Source organism: Fortiea sp. LEGE XX443 (assembly GCF_015206815.1).
Lineage (GTDB): Bacteria > Cyanobacteriota > Cyanobacteriia > Cyanobacteriales > Nostocaceae > Nostoc_B.
Window position 1 is genome coordinate 1 of the sequence record NZ_JADEXZ010000003.1, and the last position, 25,864, is coordinate 25,864.

Genomic DNA, 25,864 nt, shown 5'->3' on the forward strand with positions numbered 1-25,864 from the left:
TATCCCTCAACTTTCATTGGGATTTGCTAAACTTCAAGCCATTGTTTATAGGCTCACTTCCCCAATTTTTATATTCCTAACTCACCCTGAATTCTATTTTTCCTCTGCCTAAAGTGACACAACAGGGATAAATACTATACCTACCAAGCAAAACAGAACAGTATAAATATTGATGCCATACTTGCGCTGCCATTTCTCAAAGTTGGAAAGTAGCAAGTTTGCTTCCTTGGGTAGTAACGCCACAATGCCAGTTCCAAACGCGAGTGATGCCATCACCATGTGGTGGAGTGAGATATCTGCAATCATCAAGCCCGTACCAACTGCCATCAGTCCGGCAATGCTGGCGTTTTCTTTCCAGTTGCGCTTTTTGCGGCGGGTGGAAGCGGGGTATCCGTATTCTTCGTTGGAAGGAATGCGATCTGCGCTTCTCTGCGAGACGCTCCGCGAACGCAGCAGCGCTTCGCTATCGCTACCAAAATCAGATTCGTAGTCTGTTTTCATAAAAAGATTATTTCAGAAATTAGTGGATGAGACTTTGTAGAGTAACTAAGGTCGAATCACTGCTTTTTACCAAAGTTTTGATTGGAGTAAATATTTGCTCCAACTTCTCACTTGTGAAATTATTTTATGAGATTAATAACCGTGAAATCATCTAAAAATTTTCTATTTTTAGACACTATGTTTTTCAGTAAATCCTTCATTAAAAAATTAGAAAAATTCGATTGACAACTTTCAATAATTAAATCAGTGGTTTATTTCATAATGTTTACCTTTTGGTATTTATCATGCTGAAGGAAAGCTTTGATATGTGCAAAGCTTCCAAATCCGCTTTTAATGAGGCATAAGAAAATTTCATTCAAAAATAGTCAGAGCGATGGACTCTTACCATTTCAACGGTGCTACTGCCGATGCATCTGTGTCAAATATGGGTATGGAATTGGATGCAAACGAAAGCCTTGAATCCAAAAAGGCGAAGAGTGCAGATAAACGGGCTATTAGGTTGATTTTTCAAATTTTTATTGCAGATTTGGCTAAAAACAGTATAGTATGTTTTTTATTGCGTTCAGATAGTATTATTTCTGAGTATCTCAGGAAACGAATTTTGCTATCTACCTTTAGATAATTTTTTACTAAAAATAATCTCTATGAGAAAGATTTTTTAACTAATAATGAAACTCATTCGTCGAAAGAGATTACACCTGTATCTTTAGTCCCTAAAATCGCTTCTAGTTCGGCTCTAGAACGCGTATCAGCCGCAGTAAACAGACAGAACTCATAATTAGCCAGAATTTTTCAACTTTCCGCTCTAGATATGGTTCAAAATGCTCAAAATATGATTCAAATCACAAGGATAATCCCAATTGCTATTAACCCAGCACCGATCGCATAATGCAACACAGCAGTAGCGCGATCGCCAATCAAGGGACGAAAAAATTTTCGACTTGCGTTATTCCAGTATGCGGAAGGCTTGTAGTAAGTCAGGATAATCGTGATTAAGCCTGAAAGGATAGAGGCAATGGCACTGGCACGTTGCATTGATTTAAGCACTCACTACAGTGCTGTTACATACATCATAGCTAGACCTAGAACAAATTCAAAAAAACTCGCTTGAGACAACAGCCACGAGCCACCCTGCTTTTGTGCAGTGCGTGTCAAGTATGACCCCACTTCAACAATTACTTGCAACACAGATCCTGCGCTAATGCTGAAAAAAATACCGCCCAAATCGGAGTAAATACGAACGCCCCGATCCAAGTGCCAATCACAGCAGGCAAACCTGCTAAAGATGCTTCGAGTGTGCCTGCGAAGCTTGTTTTATTGAATAGCATTGACTTTAAAGATTTATACGAAATCTAGCTACACCTATAGGTATTTCTGTATTAGTGCCAACAAGATTAACAGATAAATGGTAGACAGGGCCATTACCAAGAAATGGTTGTTTAACATTCTTGATGTCAATTTTTAGCTTAGTGTTAGGAGCAACTGGTTCAGCAAAAGCTAATAGTATAGTTTTGCCATTCACAGAAACAGTCGTCTTAACTTCTTTACCATTTTCTTCGCTTACAACAACATCATTAGTATTATCGCTCCACCTGACGGTACTTGGAACTTTAACTTTTAACTGTGAAACACTCTTGCTATTTTTGGGAATGTGGACTCGCAAAGTGTGCCTAACACGTGACCAGCGAGTCTGAGGAAATTGATAGTTACCATCGACATGAGGAAGACTATCATTTTCGTCATTAGCATTTGCATAGTGGGTGGGAAATAAAAATGCAGTAGCTAAAGTAGATATAGCAACATAAAGTAACATTTTTTTCATATTGACGATTAATTTAAACAGTAATGTCCGCAAATCTTTAGGTTAGTGCTTTATAGGTTGCTATAAACTCATACAAAAGAATTACGTAAAGATACAATTAAATAACTCCTATATTTATATATAAATCAGGAGAAATTAAAGTTCTAACTCTATTGAATAGTTTGACAGGTCTTAATGAAATTGGGGTGAAATTTTTGATTAATGTAAAATTTAAATATTAAAATGTAGGAAATTGAGCCACACCAATGGGAATCTCTAGCTCACTACCAACGACTTTGGCCGAAAATCGGTATACCGAGGCTGGTCCAGTAGTTGGCTGTTGAACTTTATTAAAGTTAACTAAGAGTTTATTATTAGAAATAACCTGTTCAGGAAAATCTATAATAATCTGTCTGCCATTAACGGAAATATTAGTATTAATCCTCTGACCATTCACATCCAAGACATTAATGTCATTACTCACTGCTACAGTAGATGGAGTTTCAATAATAAGTTGAGAAAGAGCATTGTTATTTTCGGGAATGTTTACTCGAAAAGTATGTTTTACAAAACGCCAGCTATTAGTAGGATATTGCAAATTATTATCAATATTAGTCTCCTTAGCATTTGCAGAATCAAGGAAAATCAAAGCTATAGTGCTAATAGCAAACACTGTACCTATATAAATCGATGTTTTCTTCATCTTGAATTGTTAAACAACAATTATGTCAAATATGTTACGAGGTTCAATGAATAGACCTTTAAATAATAAGTTTGACAGGTCAGGATGAAATTAGGGTGAAATTTTGGCTAGTTCAAAAAATAATTTATTGATGTTGTGGTAGGTAGCTAAACCTGAACTCAAACTTTAGTTACTGCCACAAAAAATTCAATATTTTCAGTCTCAAGAACTAACAAGATCGTGAAAATCAGTTGCAGATGATATTAAAAAATCAGGCTTTTAGTTGTAATACTACAATTAAAAGTCTGATTCTGCATCAAAGCATAAGTTTAAACGGCTCAATAATAGTATAGAGACATCAAAGTGAAATTAAGATGAAAATTGAGCATGACTAAAGAGAAAATTAGTGTTTACTATCATTCACCCGAACAAATTATTAACGCTGAATTTGCTGAATCAGGGCTTGTGTTTGTTGATAAGCTTGGGTATCACCTTGTTTAAGAAACAGGTTTGCAGCTTGCTGAAGGTCTGTAACAGCACTATTACTGTCTCCTAAAGCATATTGTGCCAGTCCTCGGTTCCCATAGGCATCAGCTAGGTTAGGATTGATTTGTAGTGCTTGGTTAAAGTCTGCGATCGCTTGTTGATGATTACCCTGTCTAAAATGAGCAAGTCCTAAATTATAGTAACCGTCTTGTGAGGTCGGATCAATTTTTATTGTTTGCTTAAAGTCAGCAATGGCTTTCTGAAAATCTCCTAGTTCTACATAAGAAATTCCCCGACCATTATAAGCATCTGTATGCTTGGGATTTAACCGCAGTGCTAGGTTAAAGTCAGAGATTGCGGCACTAAAGTCTCTCAATTGAGATTTAGCTAAACCTCGAAGGCAAAAACCCTCGTAATATCGTGGATTCAGCTGCACTACAGAGTTAAAATCTGCGATCGCATCATTGAAGTTACCTTGGTTAAGCTTTTGCACCCCTTGGTTGTAATAATCTTGAAAATTCGCCGCCTTCAGAGGTAATTGTGCTTCCCGCGCCGAGACAGCAATAGGTATGACACCCAGTAGACTTGTTATTCCCAGGATGGCTATTGTTCGCTTGATATGGTTCATAGCTTTACCCTTTACTTGCAGCATGACGTTGGATTGCCAAGGAGTTGTTCTTTCATTTTAACTGGGAACTGATAACAGCCATCCCAAAAGACTTTGTAATAGCAGCCAAGCATTTAAGCCAACGATGACAATAGCAACTCCCCAGGCTAAAGATTTTAACCACAAAGGATTAACAAACTCACCCATCAAGCGGCGATTACTAGTAAACATTACTAATGGAATCACTGCAAACGGTAACTGCAAGCTGAGGATAACTTGACTAAGAACGATGAGGCGACTTGTACTATCTTCCCCAAAGATAATAATCGTAATTAACGCTGGAATAATAGCAAGCAAACGGGTAACTAAACGGCGTAACCAGGACGGAAGGCGAAATTGTAAAAATCCTTCCATCACAATCTGCCCAGCCAGGGTTGCAGTCAGTGTTGAACTTTGACCAGAGGCAAGTAAAGCAATTCCAAAGATGGCACTAGCAGCACTAACTCCTAACAATGGTGAAAGCAGTTTGTAAGCATCTTGAATTTCTGCCACATTCTGATTCCCAGAGAAATGAAATGTGGCCGCAGACACAATTAAAATAGCTGAGTTAATAAACAATGCCAACGACAGAGCAAAAGTTGAATCAATTGTGCCAAACTTAATTGCTTCCCATCTTTTGTTAGAAGTTGGTTGCCAATCACGGGTCTGCACAATAGAGGAGTGTAAATATAAGTTGTGAGGCATCACGGTTGCGCCTAAAATGCCAATGGCAATGTAGAGCATTTCTGGATTTTGTAAAATTTCTCGCTTGGGCAAATATCCTAACAAAATTCCCCCCATATCAGGTCGGGAGAACAGAATTTCCGCTGTGAAACATAAGCCTACGGTTGCTACCAGCATTATTACCAAGGCTTCTGTATAGCGAAAGCCTTTATGTTGCAAGAATAGTAAGACTATGACATCTAGCGCAGTGATGCACACACCCCACACCAAGGGAATACCGAATAAAAGTTGCAGCGCGATCGCACTTCCTAGTAGTTCTGCTAAGTCACAAGCTGCAATAGCAATCTCGCACAGTACCCACAAACAAAAGCTTATCTTCGGACTGAAATAGTCTCGACAAGCCTGTGCCAAATCTCGCCCTGTAGCAACACCCAAACGTACACATAGCGATTGCAGTAATATCGCCATCAGGTTAGACAGCAAAATGACTGTCAACAAGGTGTAGCCAAACTTAGCCCCCCCAGCGATGTCTGTAGCCCAGTTTCCAGGGTCGATATATCCCACTGAAACGAGATATCCTGGCCCTGCATAAGCCAGCATTTTACGCCAAAAGCTCTTGCTGTTGGGGACTCTGATGCTGCGGTGAACTTCGCTTAAGCTGGGTTTGTTTTCTGGTATAGCCATTTATTCTGCCGAAGAGATTTTCATATTTCTCTCATAATGTCAAAAAATCTGGCAGAAATATCAATATACTGAATATAGATATTTATATATGTACTCATATCTGTACTCAGACATAGAAAAGAGCATTTGTAACTGCTGTCACAAATATTTTTATAAAGATTAGTTTAGATGGAATTGCATAACCTTTTTATACACTATTGTTAAAAACAAGGCTCAGCTTAATCCTTTACCTCTCTCAAATGTTCTGAAACTTCTGTGTAAAGGTTGATAATATGGCGGTCAGCCAAACTGTAATAGACATTACGCCCTTCTCGCCGATATTTCACCAAGCGTTGCGATCGCAAAATTCGTAATTGGTGCGATACCGCCGACTCACTGACCTTGACAGCAGCAGCTAAATCGCAGACACAGAGTTCTCGATGAGCTAACGCAGACATCAAACGCAAACGGTTGGGATCGGCCAAGGCACTAAAAAACTCTGCCATCTGTTGCGCCCGATCGATCGGCATTACCTCTGACTGCACCTGACGTACCTGCTCAAGATGGACGAGATGCGTGTCGCAACTGGGTAGATCCTGGCTGGGAAAAGACTGTGATTTTGATGACGATGATTTGCTCATAGAACTTGGAGTTAGCTGCAAAGCGCAGGATGCAGATTCAGTATAGGAAATGATTCTCATTCTAACACATGAATATCTGAGAATATCTTCAGATATTTCATGATTTATGTTAAAGTTCAGAAAAGTTCTTCCTCAACCGTGGATTAAACCCCTATGGCTCAAACTCCATCGCTCAAAACTCAGCAGATGCAGATAGGTGGTATGGACTGCACAGGCTGCAAGATGAAGATAGAAGGTAGCCTGGAACGATTGAGAGGGGTGAGTGAAGCATCTGTAACGGTGGCAACTGGGCGGTTAACAGTGACCTACGATCCGCAGCAGGTGAGCGAGGTAACAATCCAAGAGCGAGTCAAGTCACTGGGCTATACCATTGAAAACCCAAAATCGCCCGCACCTAAAACTTCCACTAAAGCGCCCAACCATCACCACCATCATGGTGAAGGACACAACCATGACCATGATTGTGCAGGGCATAGTCATGAAGATGGTCATACTCACGACGAGCATGACGAGGAAGATGAACACGATCATGGTCACTCTCACGGTGCTGGCGAATTTAATCTTAAGAAAGAACTACCACCCGTACTGATAGCGATCGCTTTGTTTACCATTGCCATTGTGTTTGAAAAACCCTTACACAACACACCCTACAACATTGCTGAATTTGCCGTAATTATTCCAGCTTATTTGTTAAGTGGTTGGACAGTGCTGAAAACGGCTGGAAGGAACATTCTCCGAGGGCAAATCTTTGATGAAAACTTTTTGATGACGATCGCAACCTTGGGCGCACTCGCCATTCATCAGCTGCCTGAAGCCGTTGCCGTAATGTTGTTCTTTCGGGTTGGGGAGTTGTTTCAGGAATACTCAGTCGGGCGATCGCGCCGTTCGATTAAAGCGTTGCTAGAAGTTCGTCCCGATACCGCTAACCTGAAAGTAAATGGCACAATCAAACAGGTTTCCCCAGAAAAAATCAACGTCGGAGACTTGATTTTAGTGAAACCAGGCGAGAAAGTACCGCTTGATGGTGAAATTCTTGAGGGTAACTCCCAAGTCGATACTTCAGCTCTCACAGGAGAGTCAGTCCCCCGCACCGTGAAACCTGGAGATACCATTCTCGCAGGCATGATTAATAAATCGGGTGTGCTGACGATTCGAGTCACGAAACTGTTTGGCGAATCATCGATTGCCAAGGTGCTTGACTTAGTGGAAAATGCCACCAGCAAAAAAGCATCTACTGAGAAATTTATTACTAAGTTTGCCCGCTACTATACACCCGTTGTAGTCTTTCTCTCACTAGGGATTGCCCTGTTACCTCCCCTACTGATTCCAGGAGCAAATCGAGCAGACTGGGTATATCGGGCTTTGGTGCTACTGGTCATTTCCTGCCCCTGCGGACTAGTAATTAGTATTCCTCTGGGTTATTTTGGTGGAATTGGGGGAGCCGCCAAGCGGGGAATTTTGGTCAAAGGCTCGACGTTCCTAGATGCGCTGACTACGGTAAAAACTGTTGTGTTTGATAAAACGGGAACCTTAACCAAAGGCACATTTCAAGTTACCCAAGTTGTGACAAAAAATGGGTTTTCTGAGTCGGAATTGCTGACCTTGGCAGCGAAAGCCGAATCTCACTCAAATCATCCGGTAGCACAGTCGATTCTCCAAGCTTACGCTCAACCAATTGCTGAATCTGAGGTTACAGATTACGAAGAAATTCCGGGACATGGTATCCGGGCAGTTGTTCAAAATCAAGTCGTGATAGCAGGCAACGATCGCCTCTTACATCGAGAAAAAATTGACCATAACACTTGTGATGTCGCAGGTACAGTGGTTCATTTGGCAGTAGATGGACGCTACGCCGGATACATTCTCATTGCAGACGAAATCAAAGAAGATGCTCTTCAAGCCATTCGAGATTTGAAACGAATGGGTGTAGAGAAAACTGTGATGCTGACGGGAGATAATCAGGTGGTTGCTTCCTCTGTGGCTCGTCAACTCGGTTTAGATACTTTCATCGCCGAATTGCTACCAGAAGGAAAAGTAGACGAAATCGAAAAACTGCTAGACCTATCTGGCAAAGCAAAACTCGCATTCGTCGGCGATGGCATTAATGATGCGCCTGTAATTGCTAGAGCCGATGTCGGTATAGCAATGGGTGGTTTAGGGTCAGATGCTGCCATTGAAACTGCTGATGTCGTGCTAATGACAGATGCTCCCTCTAAGGTGGCAGAAGCCATCAAAGTTGCCCAGAAAACCCGTCAAATCGTAGTGCAAAATATTGTAGTAGCACTAGCAATTAAGGCACTCTTTATTGCGCTAGGAAGCATTGGACTGGCAACACTTTGGGAAGCCGTGTTTGCAGATGTGGGTGTAGCACTGTTGGCAATTCTCAATGCTACCCGCATTGCTAAGTAGTGGACTGTGCTTTCAGGAGTAGTCGCTCTCTAGAGCAGTCGGAGTATAGGTTAGGACAGTCCTGATTACTCAAAACCTATCACCAACCGCATTTTCACTCAGTACGCTGCTCAACGCCCCGCTGACGCTAACAGCACTTTTCTCTAGCTTCTATTAAATTATGTATACATCTACACTTGCAAATGAAACAAGAGAACAGCCTATCAAGCTTCTATGGATAGTGTTAGGAATGCGGAGTTGGCTTTTTTTGGCAGAGTTAATCGTCGGACTGTGGATTCATAGCCTGTCTTTACTTGCTGTTGCGGGACACATGATGGTTGATGTCTTAGCGATCGCTGTTGCTCTAGTGGTAGCTGAACTCAACCGTCGTTCATCAAATAAACTAGACTTTAATCCAAACCATTTAGAAGCTTGGTCAGCTGCGTTTAATAGTTTGCTCCTACTCGGAATTGCTGTATTCGTAGCTTGGTCAGCGTTCAAGCAGATTCAAGCGCCACAACTTAGTGCAGGTCTGCCCATGCTAATTATGGCTGTCTTGGGATTTGTGGTGAAAGGGGTAAACGCTGCTTTGCTATATGAGGAGAGCCATCACAGCTTAAATATACGCGGTGTATTTCTGCACGCGATCGCTGATGCTATCAACTCTATTAGCCTTTTAGTTGCATCTTTGGCAGTTATAATGCTGAACTGGTTTTGGGCAGATGCGATCGCCAGTATATTTGTTTCCCTACTAATTTTCATCAACGCATTATCCCTACTTCGAGAAAGCTCAAAAACTCTTAAAACTGAGTTGAATTGAAAATACAGCGTCATTGATTTTCGGTCGGTTCCTTCCGCTTGTTTGTCAAGGGTAAGTGAACGATGAAAGTGCTACCCTTACCAACTTGGCTTTGCACCTGTATACTACCTCCATGAGCTTGAACAATTGCTTGGGCGATGATCGCTAATCCCAATCCAGATCCCTCAGTACGATGCGAGCGATCGCTTCGTCTGTCAAGGGTAAGTGAACGATGAAAGTGCTACCCTTACCAACTTGGCTTTGCACCTGTATACTACCTCCATGAGCCTGAACAATTGCTTGCGCGATCGCTAATCCCAATCCAGATCCACCAGTACGACGCGAGCGATCGCTATTAACTCGATAAAAACGATCAAAAATCAGCTTATGCTCATGCGACTCAATACCAATACCTGTATCTTGAACTTCAATTACAGCATGACCGTTGCTGCGTTTGAGAATGACATTTACATAACCGCCAGCAGGGGTGTATTGAATAGCATTGGCAATTAGGTTAGAAAGTACACGTAACAGTTGGTCTTCATCTCCCATTACATATAAAAGTTCTTGGCATAAAATCGAAGATGTTAGCTGCAAAGAAGCCGCAGCCGCTAAGGCTGAAAATTCTTCTATCAGATCATTAATCAAAACATTCAGACAGCAATGTATTTTTTGTGTCGCCAGCGTGTGCTGTTCTAATCGAGACAGTAACAGCATATCCTGAACTAATTCAGCTAATCGATGATTTTGACGTTGAATAGATGCCAAAATATCTCGCGTCTCCTCAGTTAGATACTCCATATCAAATAAAGTTTCTACCGTTGCATTAATCGCTGCTAGGGGAGTACGCAATTCATGAGAGGCATCAGATGTAAACTGTTGCATTTGTTTATAAGACCTGTCAATTGGTCGCATTGCTAACCCTGCCAGCCACCAACTAGAACCGCCAACTAACAATACCGTAATTGGCAATCCCAACGCCAAAATCACTTTTAAAGCAGCCAGACGACTGTCAAGGTCACTTAAACTGCGTCCTACCTGAATATAGCCCCAATCCCGATTATCTTGAGTGTGTAACAATAGAGATTTTTGACTGTAACGATTGCCTTGTAAGTCTTTGACTGTTTGCCACACTTGAGTTTCCACAGTCGGTGGTAGTTCATTAGCTTTGAAACCTGCTACCGCAATTAACCGCCCTGAACCATCGACAAAACGGATGTAATATTGCTTATCTCTGTATACAGTACTAAAAATGCCGTGTTCATTATGGGTGCTTTGACTGTGACTGAGAATCTTTTGGGTAGGACAACTGGACTGGGCTAAACAAATATTTGGTAAAACCTGCTGGAAAACTGGCTCTATAATACTAGGTTGTTTTAAATTTGGTTCAATTACATCATGTAGTGTACCTGCTACTGATTCCAGTTCTCGGTTGATAGAAACTACATAAGCCTCAATGATTACCTCATAAACTACGAAAGCGCATAAAGACAGAATCAGAGCCATAACTACCGCATACCAGGTAGCCAATTGCCAGCGAGTCTTACGAAATAGTCGAATCTGCATTGCCAGGATTGAAACGATAGCCCATACTAGGGACAGTTTCTATTAAGCCATCACAACCATATTCCGATAATTTGCGTCGCAAAAGTCGGATTTGAGCTGCTACTACATTACTAACGCGTTCTGCACTAAAGGCATACAGATGATTTAAAATTTGATCGCGGGTGATAACTGTATTAGGACGTTTCATCAAGTATTCTAATAACTGAAATTCTTTTTTTGTTAAATAAATTACCTTATTTTCACCATTAGGATACTGCCGAGAAACTGTAAAATTACCGCAGTCTAGAATCAGTCCACCAACTTGCAATTGTAAAGGTTGGATCTGGGGCGTAAGCGATGCGCTTCCAAAAGCAGCTCGCCTTTGCAAAGCACGCAACCTTGCCAATAGTTCTGCCATACCGAACGGCTTGATCAGATAATCATCAGCCCCAGCATCTAGACCAGCCACCCGATCTGCCATGCTATCTTTAGCGGTTAGCATCAACACAGGCAAAGCATTGCCCCGACTACGTAATCGCTTGCATAGTTCTAAACCTGAGATTCCCGGCAACAACCAATCAAAAATTGCTAGTGTATATTGAGTCCAATTATGTTCTAGATAAATCCAGGCTTCATTTCCATCCAAAACCCAGTCAACAATATATCTTTCTTTACTCAACTTTCGCTGAATCGACGCACCTAGATCCGGCTCATCTTCAACTAGCAAAACTTTCATAAGCAGTAAATTTACTTTAGTAATTTGTTAATTTAATTACTTCAATATGTTGTTTAATGATCAGAATCATTTTTGGTAAATGAAGCTACCACTTAAATAGTTTGACAAAATGAGATGAAATTTGGATGAAATTTTAGCTAGTTACATGGATTTAAAATTGTCAAAATCAAGGCACTAATAAGTTAGTGCCTTTCCCTTAGTACTTAAAATCGGCAAGCAAAATTAAATACGATATAGACAAATTATTTGTCACAATTTACTTCTGGACAATCAGGAGTAGGAGTAGTACAAGGGGTTGATGCCCAAACTGCTAAACCAGTAACCGCGGTAACAGCAAGCGCAGCAACCGCCGCTAGAGAAAGCCTCTTAATCTGATTGAGTTTAACCATGAATTTGTCCTGTTATTGAAAGGGTTTTCAAGTTTCTGTAGGAAACTTTTGCTAATATATACTCTCCTCTTGACTGGAGAGTCAAGAGAGAATAAGAAATTCTCCGATTACAGATGCCATTGATAGCAATCAACTAATATGAATTGTTATCGGGACTTAAACAGAAGAGTAAATAAAAAAGGGTTATAATGGAATGGCACTAAGAAAAGCGAAAACGCTTATCAATTAAGCACTCTGCAATTGCTGACGTAATTCGTGCCGGGGTTTGGTCAATCTGGGGTAAGCTTTGGGGCGGCGTTTAATAACTCGTGGTTCATTGCGTGCGGGACGCTCAGGAACGATTTTGTGAACGATAATTTTAAGCAAAGTGCGGTAGAGTCTAAGCCGTTTTTGAGAGCTAGCAGCTTCTAATTTGGGAAAAAAGTTAATTAAATGATGACGAGTACCTTGCAGGGATAAACGTAAGGGAGGAGTATTGTAAGTAGTCCCGGCAGACCACATTAAGCTACGAAGTAGATTGTAAGCTAATAAATAAACGTGAATTTCTTTTCGTACCATTGAAGGTGTTTTACATCGTAAAACATCCATATCTAAGGTAGTTTTTAAATGTTTTAAGTCGAGTTCAACTTGCCATCTTTGATAATAAAGCCGAACGATTTTTAAGGTAGGATAGATATTTTGCTCCAGAAGGGTAGTAATTAAACTAATCGTTTGAGTACGAAAGCCAGGAATAACAATGTAATAGTAAATTTCTCGCACAGTTATACTTTTAGGTAAAGCATCAAATTCATCTTTACTTAATCCATTAGGGCATTTTTTAGGTTTATGCCAAGTAACAAGCTTGTCACAATCACCAATAATTTTACCTTTCCGCATAGTGGTTGTGCGAGATTGATGCTTACGAAATACAGCATCACAACCTAGTTTAGTAATAGTAACCATATCGGCATAAGCGCAAAAAGCTCTATCACCTAAAAGTACATCATTGGGTTTAAGAAAACTGTACAGTTTTCTTGCTAATTTAATATCATGAGTATTCAAGACATCGATGCACAAAGCAACGGCGGCTCCTGTAATTAAACTGAATATCACCCCAATTTTCGCAATTGGAAATCCACATCCTTCTTGTTGGGTACTAGGTTGAGGATATTCTTTTTGGTTCTCTACTGTGTCTGGCATAGATACAGTAGAGCCATCTATTACCTTTACATTACGACCACACCATAAATTTCCTTGGTTCACTTTCTCTTCTAGGCTTTGTGCAGAATAATTGAAAAGTTTCTCTAATAATTTCTCTGGCAACCTTGCCCTAGCTTGACAGTAAGCACTAGTATCAGTTGATGGAATTTCTACCTCTTCTTCTGCCAAATGTGCAATTACTTTACTCACAGCATTATGACAAGTTTTATCATTATCTAATACTTGCGATAAAAATGTCCATAAAGTTATTAACGGGTCAAATAACCGCTTTTTATATTTTATTTTTAGCTCAGATATTGCTTGTTTAATTATCGATTCTGGCAATATTTCTTTGAAAGGTAAACCTAAACTTTGGCTAAATTTATCCTTGAGGATTTGTACTCTTAGTGTCACAGTAGTCTTTATGATCTTGGCTTGCTCGTCTTCAAGAAGTATTTCATGAACGAGTAAGCTTTTTCTACCTCCAAAAATTTTTGACTAACCATACATCATCTTTAAGAGAGCGATCGCCTGACTCAGGCTATTACTACTAAATGGGCATTAAAGGCTGTAGCCCTTGAAATGTCTGGCTTCTAGCTTTTCTTAGTGCCATTCGGTTATAATGCTTAAACAGCATAGCTTTCACGTTGACAGAAGCTCATGAAAGAAACTACCTCCGCAGCCATGCCTCCGTGCTTTGAAAGATGGTGTCAACGGTTTGATGATTTGTTTAGTCATAAAGCTCAAAAAAGAGAGTTTAGGCACTATGTAGGAGGATTATTGGGTGAAAGCGAAAGAAAAAACTTGTCTCAAATGGCAGAGAACGCGGTAGAGGTGAGTTACCACCGATTACACCACTTTTTAACCGAAGCACCTTGGTCTAGTTCACAGGTGAATGAGCGTCGCTTAGAAATCATGAACAAGTGTAGCCAGACGAGAATTAGTCGAGGTTTTAGTTTAATAATTGATGATTCTGGTCATAGAAAGAGTGGGAATTTTACTGCTGGAGTAGGGAGACAGTATATCGGAGAAATTGGCAAAACCGATAATGGAATAGTAGTAGTAACAACACATTTAGATGATGGAAAAAAAAGCTTACCGTTAGATATAGAGTTATATCAACACGCTGATTCGTTATCCCAAGGAAAGCAAGACCCGCTATTTGAGAAGAAACCAGAACTAGCAATCAAGTTAATAGACAGAGTTATAAACAGAAAATATCATCCTGGGATAGTAATTGTAGATGCAGGATATGGCAATAACACATCCTTCCTATTAGAGCTAGAAAAGCGGCAATTAAAGTATTTAGGAGGATTGGCTAAAAATAGAAAAGTAAATGTTGCTTCTCAAGATGAAATTCAACAAACAATTAGGCTTGATGAACTCGCACAGAGTTTATCCAAAGAGGCTTTTAAAAAAAATTCAACTAAACTTAGATAAGCCAAAAACAGTATGGGTAGTAACTAGAGAAATAGAGATGCCGCAACTTGTGGGCAAGCGAAATATTGCCATCGTCATGAACGCTGATACTTTCGCTCAAGCCACGGATATTGATTATTTTATTACTAATATTTCCTCATCAATTGTTACGCCTCAATGGATAGTTGACACTTATTCTCAACGGAATTGGGTGGAAGTTTTCTATCGAGAAGCCAAGGGATGGTTAGGATTTAAAGAATATCAAGTTCGAGATAAAAGGAGTTTACTGCGCCATTTTATTCTAGTTTTCTGTGCCTACACTTTTATTCTTTGGCATCAGTTAACTGGGGGATTAAGACGAAGGTGGGCTAACAAACCTTTGAATACTTTTACTGAAGCTTTAGAAGCGTTTAGAACAGCCATGTCTTTTCGATTTGTTGATTGGTTGAACTTGAATCGGGACGTGTTTGCTTCTTATAAAGCTAGTTTGGGCTACGTTTGGGCTTGATTTTTGTTTAAGTCCCGTTATTTACTTCCATTTGGTTAGTTCGCGGTCATGTTGGTGAACCATAACTGTTATCTGATTGTTAGCACTTGCTGTTAATTATCGCTTGAAGGTAAAGCGACCGTTCACTTTTTCACCATTGATATCAGAAAGAATAGCAACTTTATACTCACCTGCTGCTTTTTTAGAAAGTACAGCATGGTAATGTTGTTCTTTAGCTTCATAGGTGAGGGGAAGCGATTTTTGGCTACCATCAGGTAGCTGAATTTGAGCCGTTACTCTTGCATTGGAAACTGTATCGTGTTTCTCTCCTTTCTTTAAATAGAAATCTATGTGAGTCACATCATTTTCCGGTTCAGCAAGAAACTCCAAATGATACTGCCCCGACTCAATAACCTGACCGCCGTGTGAATGCTCGCCTTTGCCATCTTCGGAATGACTATGAGCATTATTTTTATTATGAGAATGACCATCATTTTCTGAATGATTATCTTTCGCTGCGGTTTCAGTCTTGGCAGCCGTTTTTGTTGTTGATGCTGCTGAATTAGTCTCTGAATTTGCAGCTTGATTACTACCACTACAAGCACCTAAGAAAAGCAAGCTGACACTGCCTAAAACTACAAAGCTGGTTTTTAACAATTTCATTGATTGACACTCCTCAATATTTGGTAAATTAACAATTAAAAACTTGCCTCTCCTGCAACTTCTGACTGCATCACAAGCTGGCGGAGTTCTTCTAAGAAAATTAATTTTCTAAAACAGGACTAGCAACTTTCCCATCCTCCACAAAGGTTGGATTTTTCTGAGGCAATAAAAATTTGCCAAATTTAGAATATAAAGCTGGTAAAACCAGCAAGGTTAACGCTGTAGAAGTAAACAAACCACCCAAAACTACTATCGAAAGTGGTTGCAAAACTTCTTTACCTGGCCCTACTGCAATGACTAATGGTACTAATCCTAAAGCCGAAGTAAATGATGTCATCAAAATCGCATTGAGTCTTTCCATTGACCCAGCTATCAGGATTTCTTTTAACGACATTCCGATCGCAAATTTGGTGATGTAATTATCTACTAAAAGCAGTCCGTTACGAGTGGCGACACCAAATAAAGTTACAAAACCTACCAAGGAAGCAACTGAAACAACCCCCCCTGTTAAGGCTACAGCAATTACACCTCCGACTAAAGCAATTGGCAAGTTAATCATAATCATTGCTGTAGAAGCAATAGATTTAACAGAAAGATACATTAATACCGTAATTACTACGAAAGAAATGGCACTGAAAATTAAAATATTTTGTGACGCTCTTTCTTCGGCTTCAAATTGACCCCCATATTGAATAAAGTAACCAGAGGGCAATTGCACTTGTGCCTTGACTTTGTTTTGAATTTCATTGACTAGCGATCGCAAATCTCTACCTTGAGCATTCGCAGATACTACAATTAGACGAGAGACATTTTCCCGGTTAATAGTATTGGGGCCAGTGCCATAAGTAACTTTAGCTAAGGTAGCTAAAGGAATTTTATTTGCCCCTGCATCTCCCCCAACAGAAGGGATATCAACTAATAAATTTTCAATTGTTTGTAAATTATTTCGGTATTGTGGTTGTAACCATACCACTAAATCAAAACTTTGTTGTTGCTCCAAAACTTGCGATACTACTTTGCCATTGAGCGCAGTTTCAATTATTTCAGATAGTTGCCCAACAGTTAAACCATAACGTGATGCAGCAACACGGTCAAATTTTATTTGAATCTGTTCGATAGGCACTTGCGGTTCTAATTGTAAATCCACCAGCCCAGAAACAGATGACATTACACCTTCAACTTGTTTACCAATTGCGCGGAGTTCTTCTAAATCTGAGCCAAATATTTTCACAGCGATTTGACTTCTGACCCCAGATAATATTTCATCAATTCTGTGCGAAATAAATCCACCAATATTGGCAGCTGCACCCGGTACTTGATTAAATTCTTCTCGCAACCATTCTACTGTTTCTTGACGTTTTTCCATTCCTTTGTCAGTCAAGCCAATATCGAGGTGAGCGAGATTTACAGGTGCTGCATCTGGGTCATTAGGGGCGCGTCCTGCCCGTAATTGCACATATTTTAATCTGGAATCATCTTTAAGTTTAGTCTCTAATACAAAGGCGGCACTGTTAGTAGCTTCTAAAGATGAGCCTGGATAAACAGCTAAAGTATTTACCAAAGTTGTTTCTTGAAACTCTGGTAAAAAAGCCCGTCCTAAAGCTGGAAAAATCACGATTGCTGCTACCATTCCCGCCACAGCCACAGAGATAATCATCATGGGACTGTGGATAGCAAAATCTAAACAAGGATAATATAACCGCTTGAGAATTCGGGGTATTAATGGTTCTTTTAACGGCATTTTTCCCTGTGGCAGTAAAATTGCACACAACGCCGGACTCACTAGTAATGCTTCTAAACTAGAAACCATGACCACTACTAGATAAGTTATCCCCATTGGCCCAAAAATTCGACCTTCTACACCTGCGAGGGCAAATATTGGAGAAAATACGACAATAGTAATTAAAGTTGCCCCAATTAGAGATTGCTGGACTTCCTGTACTCCTTCAAAAACAATTTCTAGTACTGAGCGAGGGTTGGAAGAGTGCTTATTTTGTCGCAATAAACGAACAACATTTTCCGCATAGACGATCGCATCATCGATCGCTGTCCCAATGGCTACGGCTAATCCTCCCAAAGTCATTGTATTTAGCCCTAAGCCCAAAAAAGATAATACTTGCAATGAAAATATAAAAGTTAGGGCAAAATTCAACAGCACAACTCCCAGAGTCCGCCAATTCATCAAAAATGGAATGAGGATAATTGCGGCAATAATACTACCTTCCACCAAGGCGGATCTGACATTTTCTACTGAAGCATCAATATAATCTGCTTGGCGGAAGGTTTGTGTTACCTTTACTCCTTTCGGTAAACCTGCTTGCAACTCTGTCATTGCAGTTTCAATGGCACGGGTAACGGTAGGAGTATCAGCTAGGGGTTGTTTATTTACCAGCACCACTACAGCATCTTTGCCATTTAAGCTGCCATCGCCAATCTTAATCGCACCGCCAATTTGAATGTCGGCAACATCTCCCAACCGGACAGGCGTTCCTTGACGGGCAACAATTACAGATTGTTTTAAATCATCCAGGGATTCAATTCGCCCTATTCCCCGAATCAAAGTTTGCTTATCAGGTGTGATTAAAAAGCCACCAGGAGCATTGACATTTGCTCCCTGTACTGCTTCAGATACTTGCTGTAAGGATACATTGAAAGCTCTGAGTTTGTTCGGATCTACTAATACTTGATACTGACGCACTTCACCGCCATACACTAGCACTTGACTCACGCCAGGAACTGCTAAAAGGCGGTTTGTCACTTGCCAATCAACGATGCGCCGTACTTCCATTAAATCGATTTTGGATTTGAGGTTTTGGTTTTCTTCTTCCGCTTCTACTGTGAAAGCATATTTTAATACAGTGCCGATAGGCGAACTAATCGGAGCAAGTCTTGGTGTTTCAATTCCTTCAGGTAGCTTACTCACTGCTTGTTGCAGTCGTTCTTGTATCAACTGGCGGGCTTGATAGATGTCTGTTCCCCAGCCAAAAACAACTCTGACTACAGACAGTCCTGCTGAGGAGGACGAACGAACAGAGTTAATCCCCGGTGTACCGTTGATTGAGCTTTCAATTGGTAATGTCACTAGAGATTCTATTTCTTCAGGAGCAAGTCCAGGAGCTTCTGTTTCAATTTCGACCTGGGGAGGAGCAAAGTTAGGAAAAACATCCAGTGGCATTTGCGGGATGGTATTAAATAATATGATTACTGTAGAAATAAGTGCCGCAATTACTACTAACCAGCGTCGAGAAATTACCCATTTAGCGACTGCACTAATCATTATTTATTGAATTGTTGATTGCTAATTGTTGATTTTGTTTTTGTGAATTGTTAATGACTGTCTGAACGACGAGATTTTTCCTGTTCTTCGGCAGAAATAGAGGCGGTTGGTTGTTTGTGGTTGTCAATATAAACCTCTGTTTCATAATTAAAAGCATCACTTACTGGTACTAGACCGGAACGGATACGACGGCTAGACCAGAAGCTACCTCCCATGAAAGCTACGATAGCAATGCCTAATCCTCCCCCTGCACCTAGCAACCATAAGGGTATTGGCAAACTGCTAGGTTTAGCCTCAGTTTCTTGAGAGTGGGAATGTCCTTCTTCGTTATGTTCTTCTTTACTACCACCCTTCAAAGACTGTGCATAAAGTTGTGGCGCACGCTGAGTAACGACTGAATCTCCCTCAAATAAACCACTTTTAATCTCTATTAAATCTCCAGAGGTTTGTCCTAACTCAACTTCCACAGATTGGAAGGCTTTGCCGTTTTGGACATAGACTAATTTCTTATTATTTGCATCCACTACAGCAGAACTAGGAATTGCCAAAATAGCTGGAGATTTTTGGTCTGTTAGAACTTCCAGTTCGGCAAACATTCCAGGTTTGAGCTGTCCTCTAGCGTTATTGATTTCGGCTTGTACTGGTACTACTCGCGTTTCTCCTGCAACTACTGAGCCAATCCGTGTAATTCTTCCTGTAAAGGTTTGATTAGGCACACTAGCAACCTTCATCCTTAAGGGTTGACCTGTCCCTACCTTGCCTAAATCTTTTTCATAAATATTTGCTGTGGCAAACACCCGACTATCATTCACAATTGTCATTAACTTGCCACCTGCGTCCTCAAATGATTGACCGATGGTAACTTCTCTATCAGCAACCTTACCGGAAATTGGCGAAGTGACTGTGATTAGCCCCTTAGCATTAGCGCGGCTTCCTAGTTGTAGTAGCCGCGTTTCATAAATAGCACTGCTGCGATTAATATTAGACTTCGCTAGGCTAACTGCTGCTTGAGCGCGTTTTAGCTGATTTTCAGCAGCAATCACATCACGGCGACTATTGGCTGCTGTTAGTTTGGCTTTAGCTTCTGCCAGTTGGGTTTGAGATTCTAAGGCGTTGCGTCGGGGTAAAGCACCAGTGTCAGCTAACTGTTTGTCTTTCTCGTACTTTTCTTGAGCAAATGCGACTTGGCTTTGGGCTTGGGCAATTTCAGAGTCGGCTATTTGTTGGTAGCGGTCATAGTTTTGTTGTGCTAACCTCAAATCAGCTTCAGCCTGCTGTAAATCAGCCTGTGCTTGTGCCAGTTTTTCCTGAGAATTAACTCGTAGTTCCACTAAGTCAGGACTAGTGACAACAGCGACGGGTTGACCTTTCTTTACTGATGTGCCTGGTTCTACCAGTAGTTCAACTACTTTTACTCCTTGAATTGGAGTGGTAACTTCTACTTTCTGGCTAGGTAGAGTTTCAATCTGTCCAGTAGTTTTAATGCCAACCGCTAACCGTTGGCGTTGCACCGGTTCTACCTTAACTGCTAACAGTTTTGCGGTTTCTGCATCTACTTCAACGGAACCCGTCGATTCGCCTCCTGCTTGAAACGCACTGCTGCCACTGTGGTCGTGACCAGCACCAGCCAAAACAGTAGTAGGCGTATTTAGCAGTAACAAACTCAACGTTGTCAATGAAACATAACGCAGTGGAGCAGAAGATTGAAACAAATTCGAGATTCCCATCGCTTGTTGTGTCCTAAATATACTCAGAAAGCGGAGTCGCGTTTGATGTGTAAATTTGGACTACCACTTTCTTTAGCTAGTTACATTGCTTTTGTGAGTAGTTTACAGAATAGTAGTCTTTTTCCAGTGTTTCATATCAACATGAAATTTGGGTGAATTTTTTAGTGACGATTGCTATTAAGAAAAACTGCAATATTTAGAATAGATTCATGTTATGAAAATTACAGTTTTCTCAAATGCGTTAATTACACACAATATTTTGATAATTGTAGGTATTTTCATTACATAACCATAGATATTTACTTAAATATATTTACTGTGATCGCGGTGTTCCGATTCAAAATTAATTCTGCTTGGTTAGTGCTGGCAGGAGGAGCGCTCGGACTTGCCTCACGTAATATTGCTAGGCTCTAGGTGCATACATCATCACTAGAACACCTACCAGAACGATCGCAGATCCTACCTAGTCCAAGCGATTAGGTGCAACATTGTCGATTCGCCAGCCCCAGAGGATAGAAAGGATGATGAAAACTCCGCCGTAAGCGGCATAAGCCCGACCAAAGTTTGTCGGTTGAAGGGTGGCAACAAAACCATAAGTTGTTAGCAAAACAGCCCCACATAGCACTAGCCAAAGACTTTTCCCTTCACGCAACCATAGCCAAACTAAATAGCCACCTCCGATTTCACAGAAACCAGACAGAATGAATAGAAGTAGTGAATTGAGAATGTGCATATTGTAGTAGTTCAAATCTCTGACATTAAAAGCTTAGTTCTTGAGACTGACTAGGCAGTGGAAAAAAATGGCTGTAAACAAAAGTGTTGATACAACTGCTAAATGATACATAATAACCTCCAACAATATTGACCTGATTTAGCAAAACCTTAAACTTCGCCAATTCGTGTATTAAACAATCGCATGGCATTGAGCGTTACGAACAAGGAAGATCCCATATCTTCTAACACTGCTACTGGCAAACCGATTATCCCCAAAGTTCCCAAGAGAATAAACGTGCCATTCAAGACAAGTGCCAGGACAATACTTTGCTTGATTACTGACAGAGTGCGTTGGCTGAGTTTAATCGCATAAGCCAACCGGCGCAGGTCTCCACTTGTTAGTACAACATCAGCCGTTTCCAGGGTAACGTCGATGTTGCCCACTGCAAAACTGACATCGGCGGCTGCCAAAGCGGGAGTATCGTTGATGCCGTCCCCGACCATACCTACCACTCCAGTACGGCGAAGTTTGTAGATTGCTTGGAGTTTGTCTTCGGGTAGTAATTGAGCTTGATATTCATCAATGCCTACCTGTTGAGCAATCTCTCTAGCTACAGGAGAGCGATCGCCTGTCAGCATTACCAGCCGCTTCAATCCAAGTCGTTTCAACGCTCGAACCGCTTCTTTTGATTCCAGACGCAAACCATCTGCTAGAGCGATCGCACCGATTAAGCCTTGGCGAGTCCCGACTAACACGGGAGTTTGTCCCTGTGATTCCATCTCCTTCAACAAAGATTGATCTGCTGCTGATAGTGAAATTTCTTGCTCAGTAAACAATCGGCGATTGCCGACAAAGTAAATAGACTGTCCAAACTTTGCCCAAATTCCTTTACCAGGGACAGCAGTAAAGGATTCTGGCGACTCCAGTTCCATTTCCTTGGCTTTTGCTTGTGCCACGATCGCCTTTGCCAAGGGATGCTCTGATTGTTGTTCTAAAGAGGCAGCAATTAGTAGCACAGTATCTGCACTCATTTCCCCTAAAGTATAAACCTCTTGTACAACAGGCATTCCTTGAGTAATCGTGCCAGTTTTATCAAAGGCAAGGGTTGTTAGTCGTCCGGCTGTTTCTAATGCCTTGCCACCTTTGAACAACACTCCTTTTCGGGTTGCTGCCCCAATTGCACTGACAAGAGAAACGGGGGTAGCAATTACCAAAGCACAAGGGCAAGCAATGACGATCAGTACCAATGCTTTGTAGAACCAGACATTAAGCGGTTGGGCAAAGAACAACGGCGGAATAAATGCAATTGCTGCTGCAAGAGTCAGGACGATCGGTGTGTAGATGGTAGAAAAACGGTCAACCCACTGCTGGATAGGAGCGCGGCTTTCTTGAGCCTCTTCAACCAGATGAACAATCCGAGCAACAGTTGTATCTTTGGCAGTATGCGTGACCTCAACTTCTAAAAACCCTGTCTGATTCAGAGTTCCCGCAAACACTTGGTTTCCTTTTTCCTTGTTTTCTGGCAGAGATTCCCCGGTAATAGGAGATTGATCGACTGCACTTATCCCGGACATAACTATGCCATCGAGAGCAATTCTCTGTCCGGGGCGGATGGTCAAAATTTCGCCTAAGAGAATACTTTCAACCGGAACAGAAAACTCTTGCCCATTCCGCCTAACAGTTGCGGTTGTAGGAGTCAGATCCATTAAGTCTCGAATCGCATTGCGGGTACGACCAAGTGTAAAATTTTGTAGCGTTGTTCCGAGTGCAAAGAAAAAAATGACTAATGCGCCTTGAAACCACTGATTCAAAATTGCCGCCCCGATCGCTGCTAAAGTCATGAGCAGGTTCATATCGGCACGACGCAATTTGAGTGCAATCCAGGCTGCCCTGAGAATGGGTACGATGGCAACAATCAAACTAATAGCATAGAATCCCTGAGCAACCAGAGGTAGTGACAGTAGCCGTTCTGCAATCAACCCCAGTATTAGCCCAACGCCACTCAAAACAACCGTTTGTCCCCGGCGAGTATAGAGCCAGAATTGCCATCCACCTAGATCGGACTTGCGAGATTGCAAATTATCAGCCAGGTTCTCTGTTGAAATGCCCGTACCAGCAGATGAATTCGCTGTCGTATCTAGTTCGACTATGTAGCCCAAATCAGTTACACGCTTAACTATGTCAGCTTCACTGGCTTGTTGCGGGTCATAAATGACGTTCAACCGTTCTGAAGCGAAGTTAACCGTTGCCTCCGTAATTCCCGGTAACTGCTGTAAATTTGCGGCAATAGTCTTAGCACAGCCGCCACAGTCCATCCCGCCTATATACGCTTGTAGAGTTTGAGTCGATGGTGTTTGAACTTGAGTGACCTGATTTGGAATTGGTTCAATCGTGTAACCCAAGGCTGTAACGCGATCTCGAATAGTGGCTTCATTCGCCTGCTGCGAGTCGTAAGTTACACTCAGCCGTTCTGTAGCGAAACTGACTTTAACTTCAGCGACTCCGGTAAGTTTCTGCAAAGTCGCTTCGATTGTCTTAGCACAACCACCGCAGTCCATTCCACCGATTTGTGCCTGGAAAATTTTCAGTGCTGAAGCTGAGTTCATCTTGCCAGCCCTTCAAAAATGTGCTTTTGTTGAGGTCAAACGTATCAGTAGTTGCTGATATGTAATATATTATCAATTAGTGATATGTTGTCAACGTATCAGCCTTTGGTAATATGTCATGGTCTAAAGCACGCAATAAGCAAATGACTACCTGTACTCAAACAGCAGACTTGAAGGCGAAGCTATTTCGAGGATTTTCTGATTCCTCTCGTCTGTCCATCCTTAACACGCTGCGGAAAGGTTCGCTAACGGTAAGTGAAATCGTTGACCAAACTGGTCTTAGCCAATCAAACGTATCGAATCATCTCAGTTGTCTGCGCTGTTGCGAGCTGGTGGTACGCAAGCAGCAAGGACGGTTTATGTACTATGAGCTTGCCGATATGCGAATTGCGAAGCTTTTAGATTTAGCGGATGAATTGCTAGCAGACGTAGCCCAAGGCGTTCGTCAATGCTCTCACTATGAATCTTCGTCAGTAAATAAATTGAGTCAGTACTCAAGCGATTGAAGCCAACTGTTCAATAGTTATTTCATGCCGTGTATGGTGGGTGGCATGATGAGAGGACGGTAGCTGACAAATAACTTGGAGTAGCGATCGCAGTTTTGACACTATTGAGGATGATTGGAGAATTGAACCGAGATATCAAAACGAAAAATATATCTGAAACAGAATCTAAAACTTAGCCACTCGAACTCTTATGGATTGTTTTGTGTTTGCGAAGCGGACTATTTCTAGCGGAGTTCATGACGGGATTTCGAGTACATAGTTTATCCTTAATCGCTCTATCTGGTCATCTTTTCGTCGATTTAAGTGCGATCGCTATTGCTATAGTTGCTGCTTGGTTAGTCGATTATTATCCTCAAACTAAGTTACCTCTCAATCCTCCGCAAATTGAGGCTATAGCTGCCTTACTGAACGGCTTGATTCTCTTAGCCGTGGCAGGATCGATTCTTTGGGGAATCATACATAATTTTCAAGCTTTTGCATCTGAAACTAGCTTACCGATGCTGGCAATAGCAGCATTAGGACTGGCTGTTAAAGGAATAAATGCCAGTTTGCTTTACGAAGAAAGTCATCATAATTTAAATGTGCGGGGCGTATTCTTTCATGCGATCGCCGATGGTGCTAGTTTCTTCGGTTTATTAATAGCAGCGTTAGCTATTTTTTATTTAAATTGGGTTTGGGCGGATACGGCAGCTAGTTTTTTAGTAGTAATTTTTATGTTAGTGAGTGCATTTTCCCTACTGAGAGATAGTTGCTCGCTGTTAGTTAGTTTTGATATAGAAAACGGACAACACCCCTCAAGAAATTGCGAAGACAGTGGGGATTAACTCAGGTAGCTGGTGCAGCTTTTGTGGGTTTAGCTGCTGCTAGTCCCGAAATTGGTATTAATACGGCGAGTGCGATTACAGGAGTTTCGGATATCGGTTTAAGAACGATGCTCGGTTCAAATATCATTGCTATTCCTATAATCGTTACTAATGCTTACTTGGCTTCTCGCCGGGAGCGATTGGGAGAAGAAAACGATCCAGAATCGGGAAAAGATTTTGATACCCATGCCCGTCACCGCCAGCAAATATTGTTGCGAGTAGAAAAAGCAGCCGTGAGCGTCCAAGCGATTCCTTATTTGGCAATTATTGCCATAGTTGCCGTTTTGACTCTGCCGAAATCGGTACGGGGACTTCAGCCCATCGATGGTTTGGTAAACAGAAATGACCGTATATTGCAGTCCTTCTTGTGGCTGTTGTGGAGGATGGATCGAACATGCTCAAAAGCATGGTTTTAAAGTCAAAAACCACCAAATCATCGAGCGGTAACGTTTGGTAGCATC

The 25,864-nt window shown here is 41.3% G+C and carries 21 protein-coding genes and 2 pseudogenes; 6 read left to right on the top strand and 17 right to left on the bottom strand.

What is annotated here, in order from left to right; genetic code table 11:
• Positions 1-108: 108 nt before the first annotated feature.
• The 7 genes from IQ259_RS01900 to IQ259_RS01930 form a co-directional block, all read right to left on the bottom strand.
• Positions 109-501, bottom strand: a complete 393-nt coding sequence (locus IQ259_RS01900) for a hypothetical protein (protein WP_228014303.1) — start codon at positions 499-501, stop codon at positions 109-111.
• An 837-nt stretch (positions 502-1,338) separates the two neighbouring features.
• Positions 1,339-1,536 carry a hypothetical protein gene (locus IQ259_RS01905; protein ID WP_193880127.1) on the bottom strand — a complete coding sequence of 66 codons (198 nt, stop codon included), beginning with the start codon at positions 1,534-1,536 and terminating at the stop codon, positions 1,339-1,341.
• Positions 1,537-1,834: 298 nt separating this feature from the next.
• Positions 1,835-2,323 carry a DUF2808 domain-containing protein gene (locus tag IQ259_RS01910; protein ID WP_193880130.1) on the bottom strand — a complete coding sequence of 163 codons (489 nt, stop codon included), beginning with the start codon at positions 2,321-2,323 and terminating at the stop codon, positions 1,835-1,837.
• A 217-nt stretch (positions 2,324-2,540) separates the two neighbouring features.
• The gene (locus IQ259_RS01915) at positions 2,541-3,005 is read right to left on the bottom strand and encodes a DUF2808 domain-containing protein (RefSeq protein WP_193880133.1); all 465 of its coding nucleotides are present in this window, start codon (positions 3,003-3,005) and stop codon (positions 2,541-2,543) included.
• A gap of 415 nt (positions 3,006-3,420) precedes the next feature.
• Positions 3,421-4,098, bottom strand: a complete 678-nt coding sequence (locus tag IQ259_RS01920) for a tetratricopeptide repeat protein (RefSeq protein ID WP_193880483.1) — start codon at positions 4,096-4,098, stop codon at positions 3,421-3,423.
• A gap of 57 nt (positions 4,099-4,155) precedes the next feature.
• Complete coding sequence (locus IQ259_RS01925; RefSeq protein ID WP_193880136.1) at positions 4,156-5,484, bottom strand: Nramp family divalent metal transporter; 1,329 nt, start codon at positions 5,482-5,484, stop codon at positions 4,156-4,158.
• 218 nt (positions 5,485-5,702) lie between these two features.
• Positions 5,703-6,104 (bottom strand): helix-turn-helix transcriptional regulator, encoded by a 402-nt coding sequence (locus IQ259_RS01930; protein ID WP_193880139.1) that lies wholly within the window; start codon positions 6,102-6,104, stop codon positions 5,703-5,705.
• 153 nt (positions 6,105-6,257) lie between these two features.
• On the opposite strand from IQ259_RS01930, the gene IQ259_RS01935 reads away from it, so the two are divergent.
• Positions 6,258-8,513: a heavy metal translocating P-type ATPase gene (locus IQ259_RS01935; RefSeq protein ID WP_193880142.1), complete on the top strand. Its 2,256-nt coding sequence runs from the start codon at positions 6,258-6,260 to the stop codon at positions 8,511-8,513.
• Between the two features lie 160 nt (positions 8,514-8,673).
• A complete protein-coding gene (locus IQ259_RS01940) occupies positions 8,674-9,312 on the top strand; it encodes a cation diffusion facilitator family transporter (RefSeq protein ID WP_228014304.1) in 639 nt (212 codons plus the stop codon).
• Between the two features lie 10 nt (positions 9,313-9,322).
• Here IQ259_RS01940 and IQ259_RS01945 read toward each other — a convergent pair.
• The 5 genes and pseudogenes from IQ259_RS01945 to IQ259_RS01965 form a co-directional block, all read right to left on the bottom strand.
• Positions 9,323-9,475, bottom strand: a pseudogene (locus IQ259_RS01945) (ATP-binding protein); the annotation flags it as partial.
• The gene (gene rppB / locus IQ259_RS01950; RefSeq protein WP_193880151.1) at positions 9,457-10,857 is read right to left on the bottom strand and encodes a two-component system sensor histidine kinase RppB; all 1,401 of its coding nucleotides are present in this window, start codon (positions 10,855-10,857) and stop codon (positions 9,457-9,459) included. The pseudogene IQ259_RS01945 and the gene rppB, both read right to left, overlap by 19 nt.
• Entirely contained in the window at positions 10,835-11,572 is a 738-nt protein-coding gene (gene rppA, locus IQ259_RS01955) for a two-component system response regulator RppA (protein WP_193880154.1), read from the bottom strand. Before rppA ends, rppB begins: the two co-directional genes overlap by 23 nt.
• A gap of 242 nt (positions 11,573-11,814) precedes the next feature.
• The gene (locus IQ259_RS01960) at positions 11,815-11,961 is read right to left on the bottom strand and encodes a porin (RefSeq protein ID WP_193880157.1); all 147 of its coding nucleotides are present in this window, start codon (positions 11,959-11,961) and stop codon (positions 11,815-11,817) included.
• A gap of 225 nt (positions 11,962-12,186) precedes the next feature.
• Positions 12,187-13,554, bottom strand: coding sequence for an IS4 family transposase (locus IQ259_RS01965; RefSeq protein WP_339383907.1), 1,368 nt, complete (start codon positions 13,552-13,554; stop codon positions 12,187-12,189).
• A 246-nt stretch (positions 13,555-13,800) separates the two neighbouring features.
• Between IQ259_RS01965 and IQ259_RS01970 the strand changes: the two are divergent.
• A pseudogene (locus tag IQ259_RS01970) lies at positions 13,801-15,067 on the top strand (IS701 family transposase).
• A gap of 96 nt (positions 15,068-15,163) precedes the next feature.
• Here the strand turns inward: IQ259_RS01970 and IQ259_RS01975 are convergent.
• The 5 genes from IQ259_RS01975 to IQ259_RS01995 form a co-directional block, all read right to left on the bottom strand.
• A complete protein-coding gene (locus tag IQ259_RS01975; protein WP_193880159.1) occupies positions 15,164-15,709 on the bottom strand; it encodes a hypothetical protein in 546 nt (181 codons plus the stop codon).
• A 100-nt stretch (positions 15,710-15,809) separates the two neighbouring features.
• Entirely contained in the window at positions 15,810-18,986 is a 3,177-nt protein-coding gene (locus IQ259_RS01980; protein ID WP_193880162.1) for an efflux RND transporter permease subunit, read from the bottom strand.
• Positions 18,987-19,036: 50 nt separating this feature from the next.
• Positions 19,037-20,713, bottom strand: a complete 1,677-nt coding sequence (locus IQ259_RS01985; RefSeq protein WP_193880165.1) for an efflux RND transporter periplasmic adaptor subunit — start codon at positions 20,711-20,713, stop codon at positions 19,037-19,039.
• Between the two features lie 463 nt (positions 20,714-21,176).
• Entirely contained in the window at positions 21,177-21,446 is a 270-nt protein-coding gene (locus IQ259_RS01990) for a YnfA family protein (protein WP_193880167.1), read from the bottom strand.
• 149 nt (positions 21,447-21,595) lie between these two features.
• A complete protein-coding gene (locus IQ259_RS01995; RefSeq protein WP_193880170.1) occupies positions 21,596-24,034 on the bottom strand; it encodes a heavy metal translocating P-type ATPase in 2,439 nt (812 codons plus the stop codon).
• Between the two features lie 113 nt (positions 24,035-24,147).
• Between IQ259_RS01995 and IQ259_RS02000 the strand changes: the two genes are divergently transcribed.
• From IQ259_RS02000 to IQ259_RS02010, 3 genes are all read left to right on the top strand, one after another.
• Positions 24,148-24,540 carry an ArsR/SmtB family transcription factor gene (locus IQ259_RS02000; RefSeq protein ID WP_370567992.1) on the top strand — a complete coding sequence of 131 codons (393 nt, stop codon included), beginning with the start codon at positions 24,148-24,150 and terminating at the stop codon, positions 24,538-24,540.
• Positions 24,541-24,740: 200 nt separating this feature from the next.
• Complete coding sequence (locus tag IQ259_RS02005) at positions 24,741-25,364, top strand: cation diffusion facilitator family transporter (protein ID WP_228014305.1); 624 nt, start codon at positions 24,741-24,743, stop codon at positions 25,362-25,364.
• Positions 25,343-25,819, top strand: a complete 477-nt coding sequence (locus IQ259_RS02010) for a hypothetical protein (RefSeq protein WP_193880176.1) — start codon at positions 25,343-25,345, stop codon at positions 25,817-25,819. Before IQ259_RS02005 ends, IQ259_RS02010 begins: the two co-directional genes overlap by 22 nt.
• Positions 25,820-25,864: the final 45 nt, after the last annotated feature.

Excerpts from the sequence above, each read along its gene's own strand:
- IQ259_RS01900 (WP_228014303.1), bottom strand. The coding sequence starts at position 501 with ATGAAAACAGACTACGAATCTGATTTTGGTAGCGATAGCGAAGCGCTG.
- IQ259_RS01905 (WP_193880127.1), bottom strand. The coding sequence starts at position 1,536 with ATGCAACGTGCCAGTGCCATTGCCTCTATCCTTTCAGGCTTAATCACG.
- IQ259_RS01910 (WP_193880130.1), bottom strand. The coding sequence starts at position 2,323 with ATGAAAAAAATGTTACTTTATGTTGCTATATCTACTTTAGCTACTGCA.
- IQ259_RS01915 (WP_193880133.1), bottom strand. The coding sequence starts at position 3,005 with ATGAAGAAAACATCGATTTATATAGGTACAGTGTTTGCTATTAGCACT.
- IQ259_RS01920 (WP_193880483.1), bottom strand. The coding sequence starts at position 4,098 with ATGAACCATATCAAGCGAACAATAGCCATCCTGGGAATAACAAGTCTA.
- IQ259_RS01925 (WP_193880136.1), bottom strand. The coding sequence starts at position 5,484 with ATGGCTATACCAGAAAACAAACCCAGCTTAAGCGAAGTTCACCGCAGC.
- IQ259_RS01930 (WP_193880139.1), bottom strand. The coding sequence starts at position 6,104 with ATGAGCAAATCATCGTCATCAAAATCACAGTCTTTTCCCAGCCAGGAT.
- IQ259_RS01935 (WP_193880142.1), top strand. The coding sequence starts at position 6,258 with ATGGCTCAAACTCCATCGCTCAAAACTCAGCAGATGCAGATAGGTGGT.
- IQ259_RS01940 (WP_228014304.1), top strand. The coding sequence starts at position 8,674 with ATGTATACATCTACACTTGCAAATGAAACAAGAGAACAGCCTATCAAG.
- rppB (WP_193880151.1), bottom strand. The coding sequence starts at position 10,857 with ATGCAGATTCGACTATTTCGTAAGACTCGCTGGCAATTGGCTACCTGG.
- rppA (WP_193880154.1), bottom strand. The coding sequence starts at position 11,572 with ATGAAAGTTTTGCTAGTTGAAGATGAGCCGGATCTAGGTGCGTCGATT.
- IQ259_RS01960 (WP_193880157.1), bottom strand. The coding sequence starts at position 11,961 with ATGGTTAAACTCAATCAGATTAAGAGGCTTTCTCTAGCGGCGGTTGCT.
- IQ259_RS01975 (WP_193880159.1), bottom strand. The coding sequence starts at position 15,709 with ATGAAATTGTTAAAAACCAGCTTTGTAGTTTTAGGCAGTGTCAGCTTG.
- IQ259_RS01980 (WP_193880162.1), bottom strand. The coding sequence starts at position 18,986 with ATGATTAGTGCAGTCGCTAAATGGGTAATTTCTCGACGCTGGTTAGTA.
- IQ259_RS01985 (WP_193880165.1), bottom strand. The coding sequence starts at position 20,713 with ATGGGAATCTCGAATTTGTTTCAATCTTCTGCTCCACTGCGTTATGTT.
- IQ259_RS01990 (WP_193880167.1), bottom strand. The coding sequence starts at position 21,446 with ATGCACATTCTCAATTCACTACTTCTATTCATTCTGTCTGGTTTCTGT.
- IQ259_RS01995 (WP_193880170.1), bottom strand. The coding sequence starts at position 24,034 with ATGAACTCAGCTTCAGCACTGAAAATTTTCCAGGCACAAATCGGTGGA.
- IQ259_RS02000 (WP_370567992.1), top strand. The coding sequence starts at position 24,148 with ATGTCATGGTCTAAAGCACGCAATAAGCAAATGACTACCTGTACTCAA.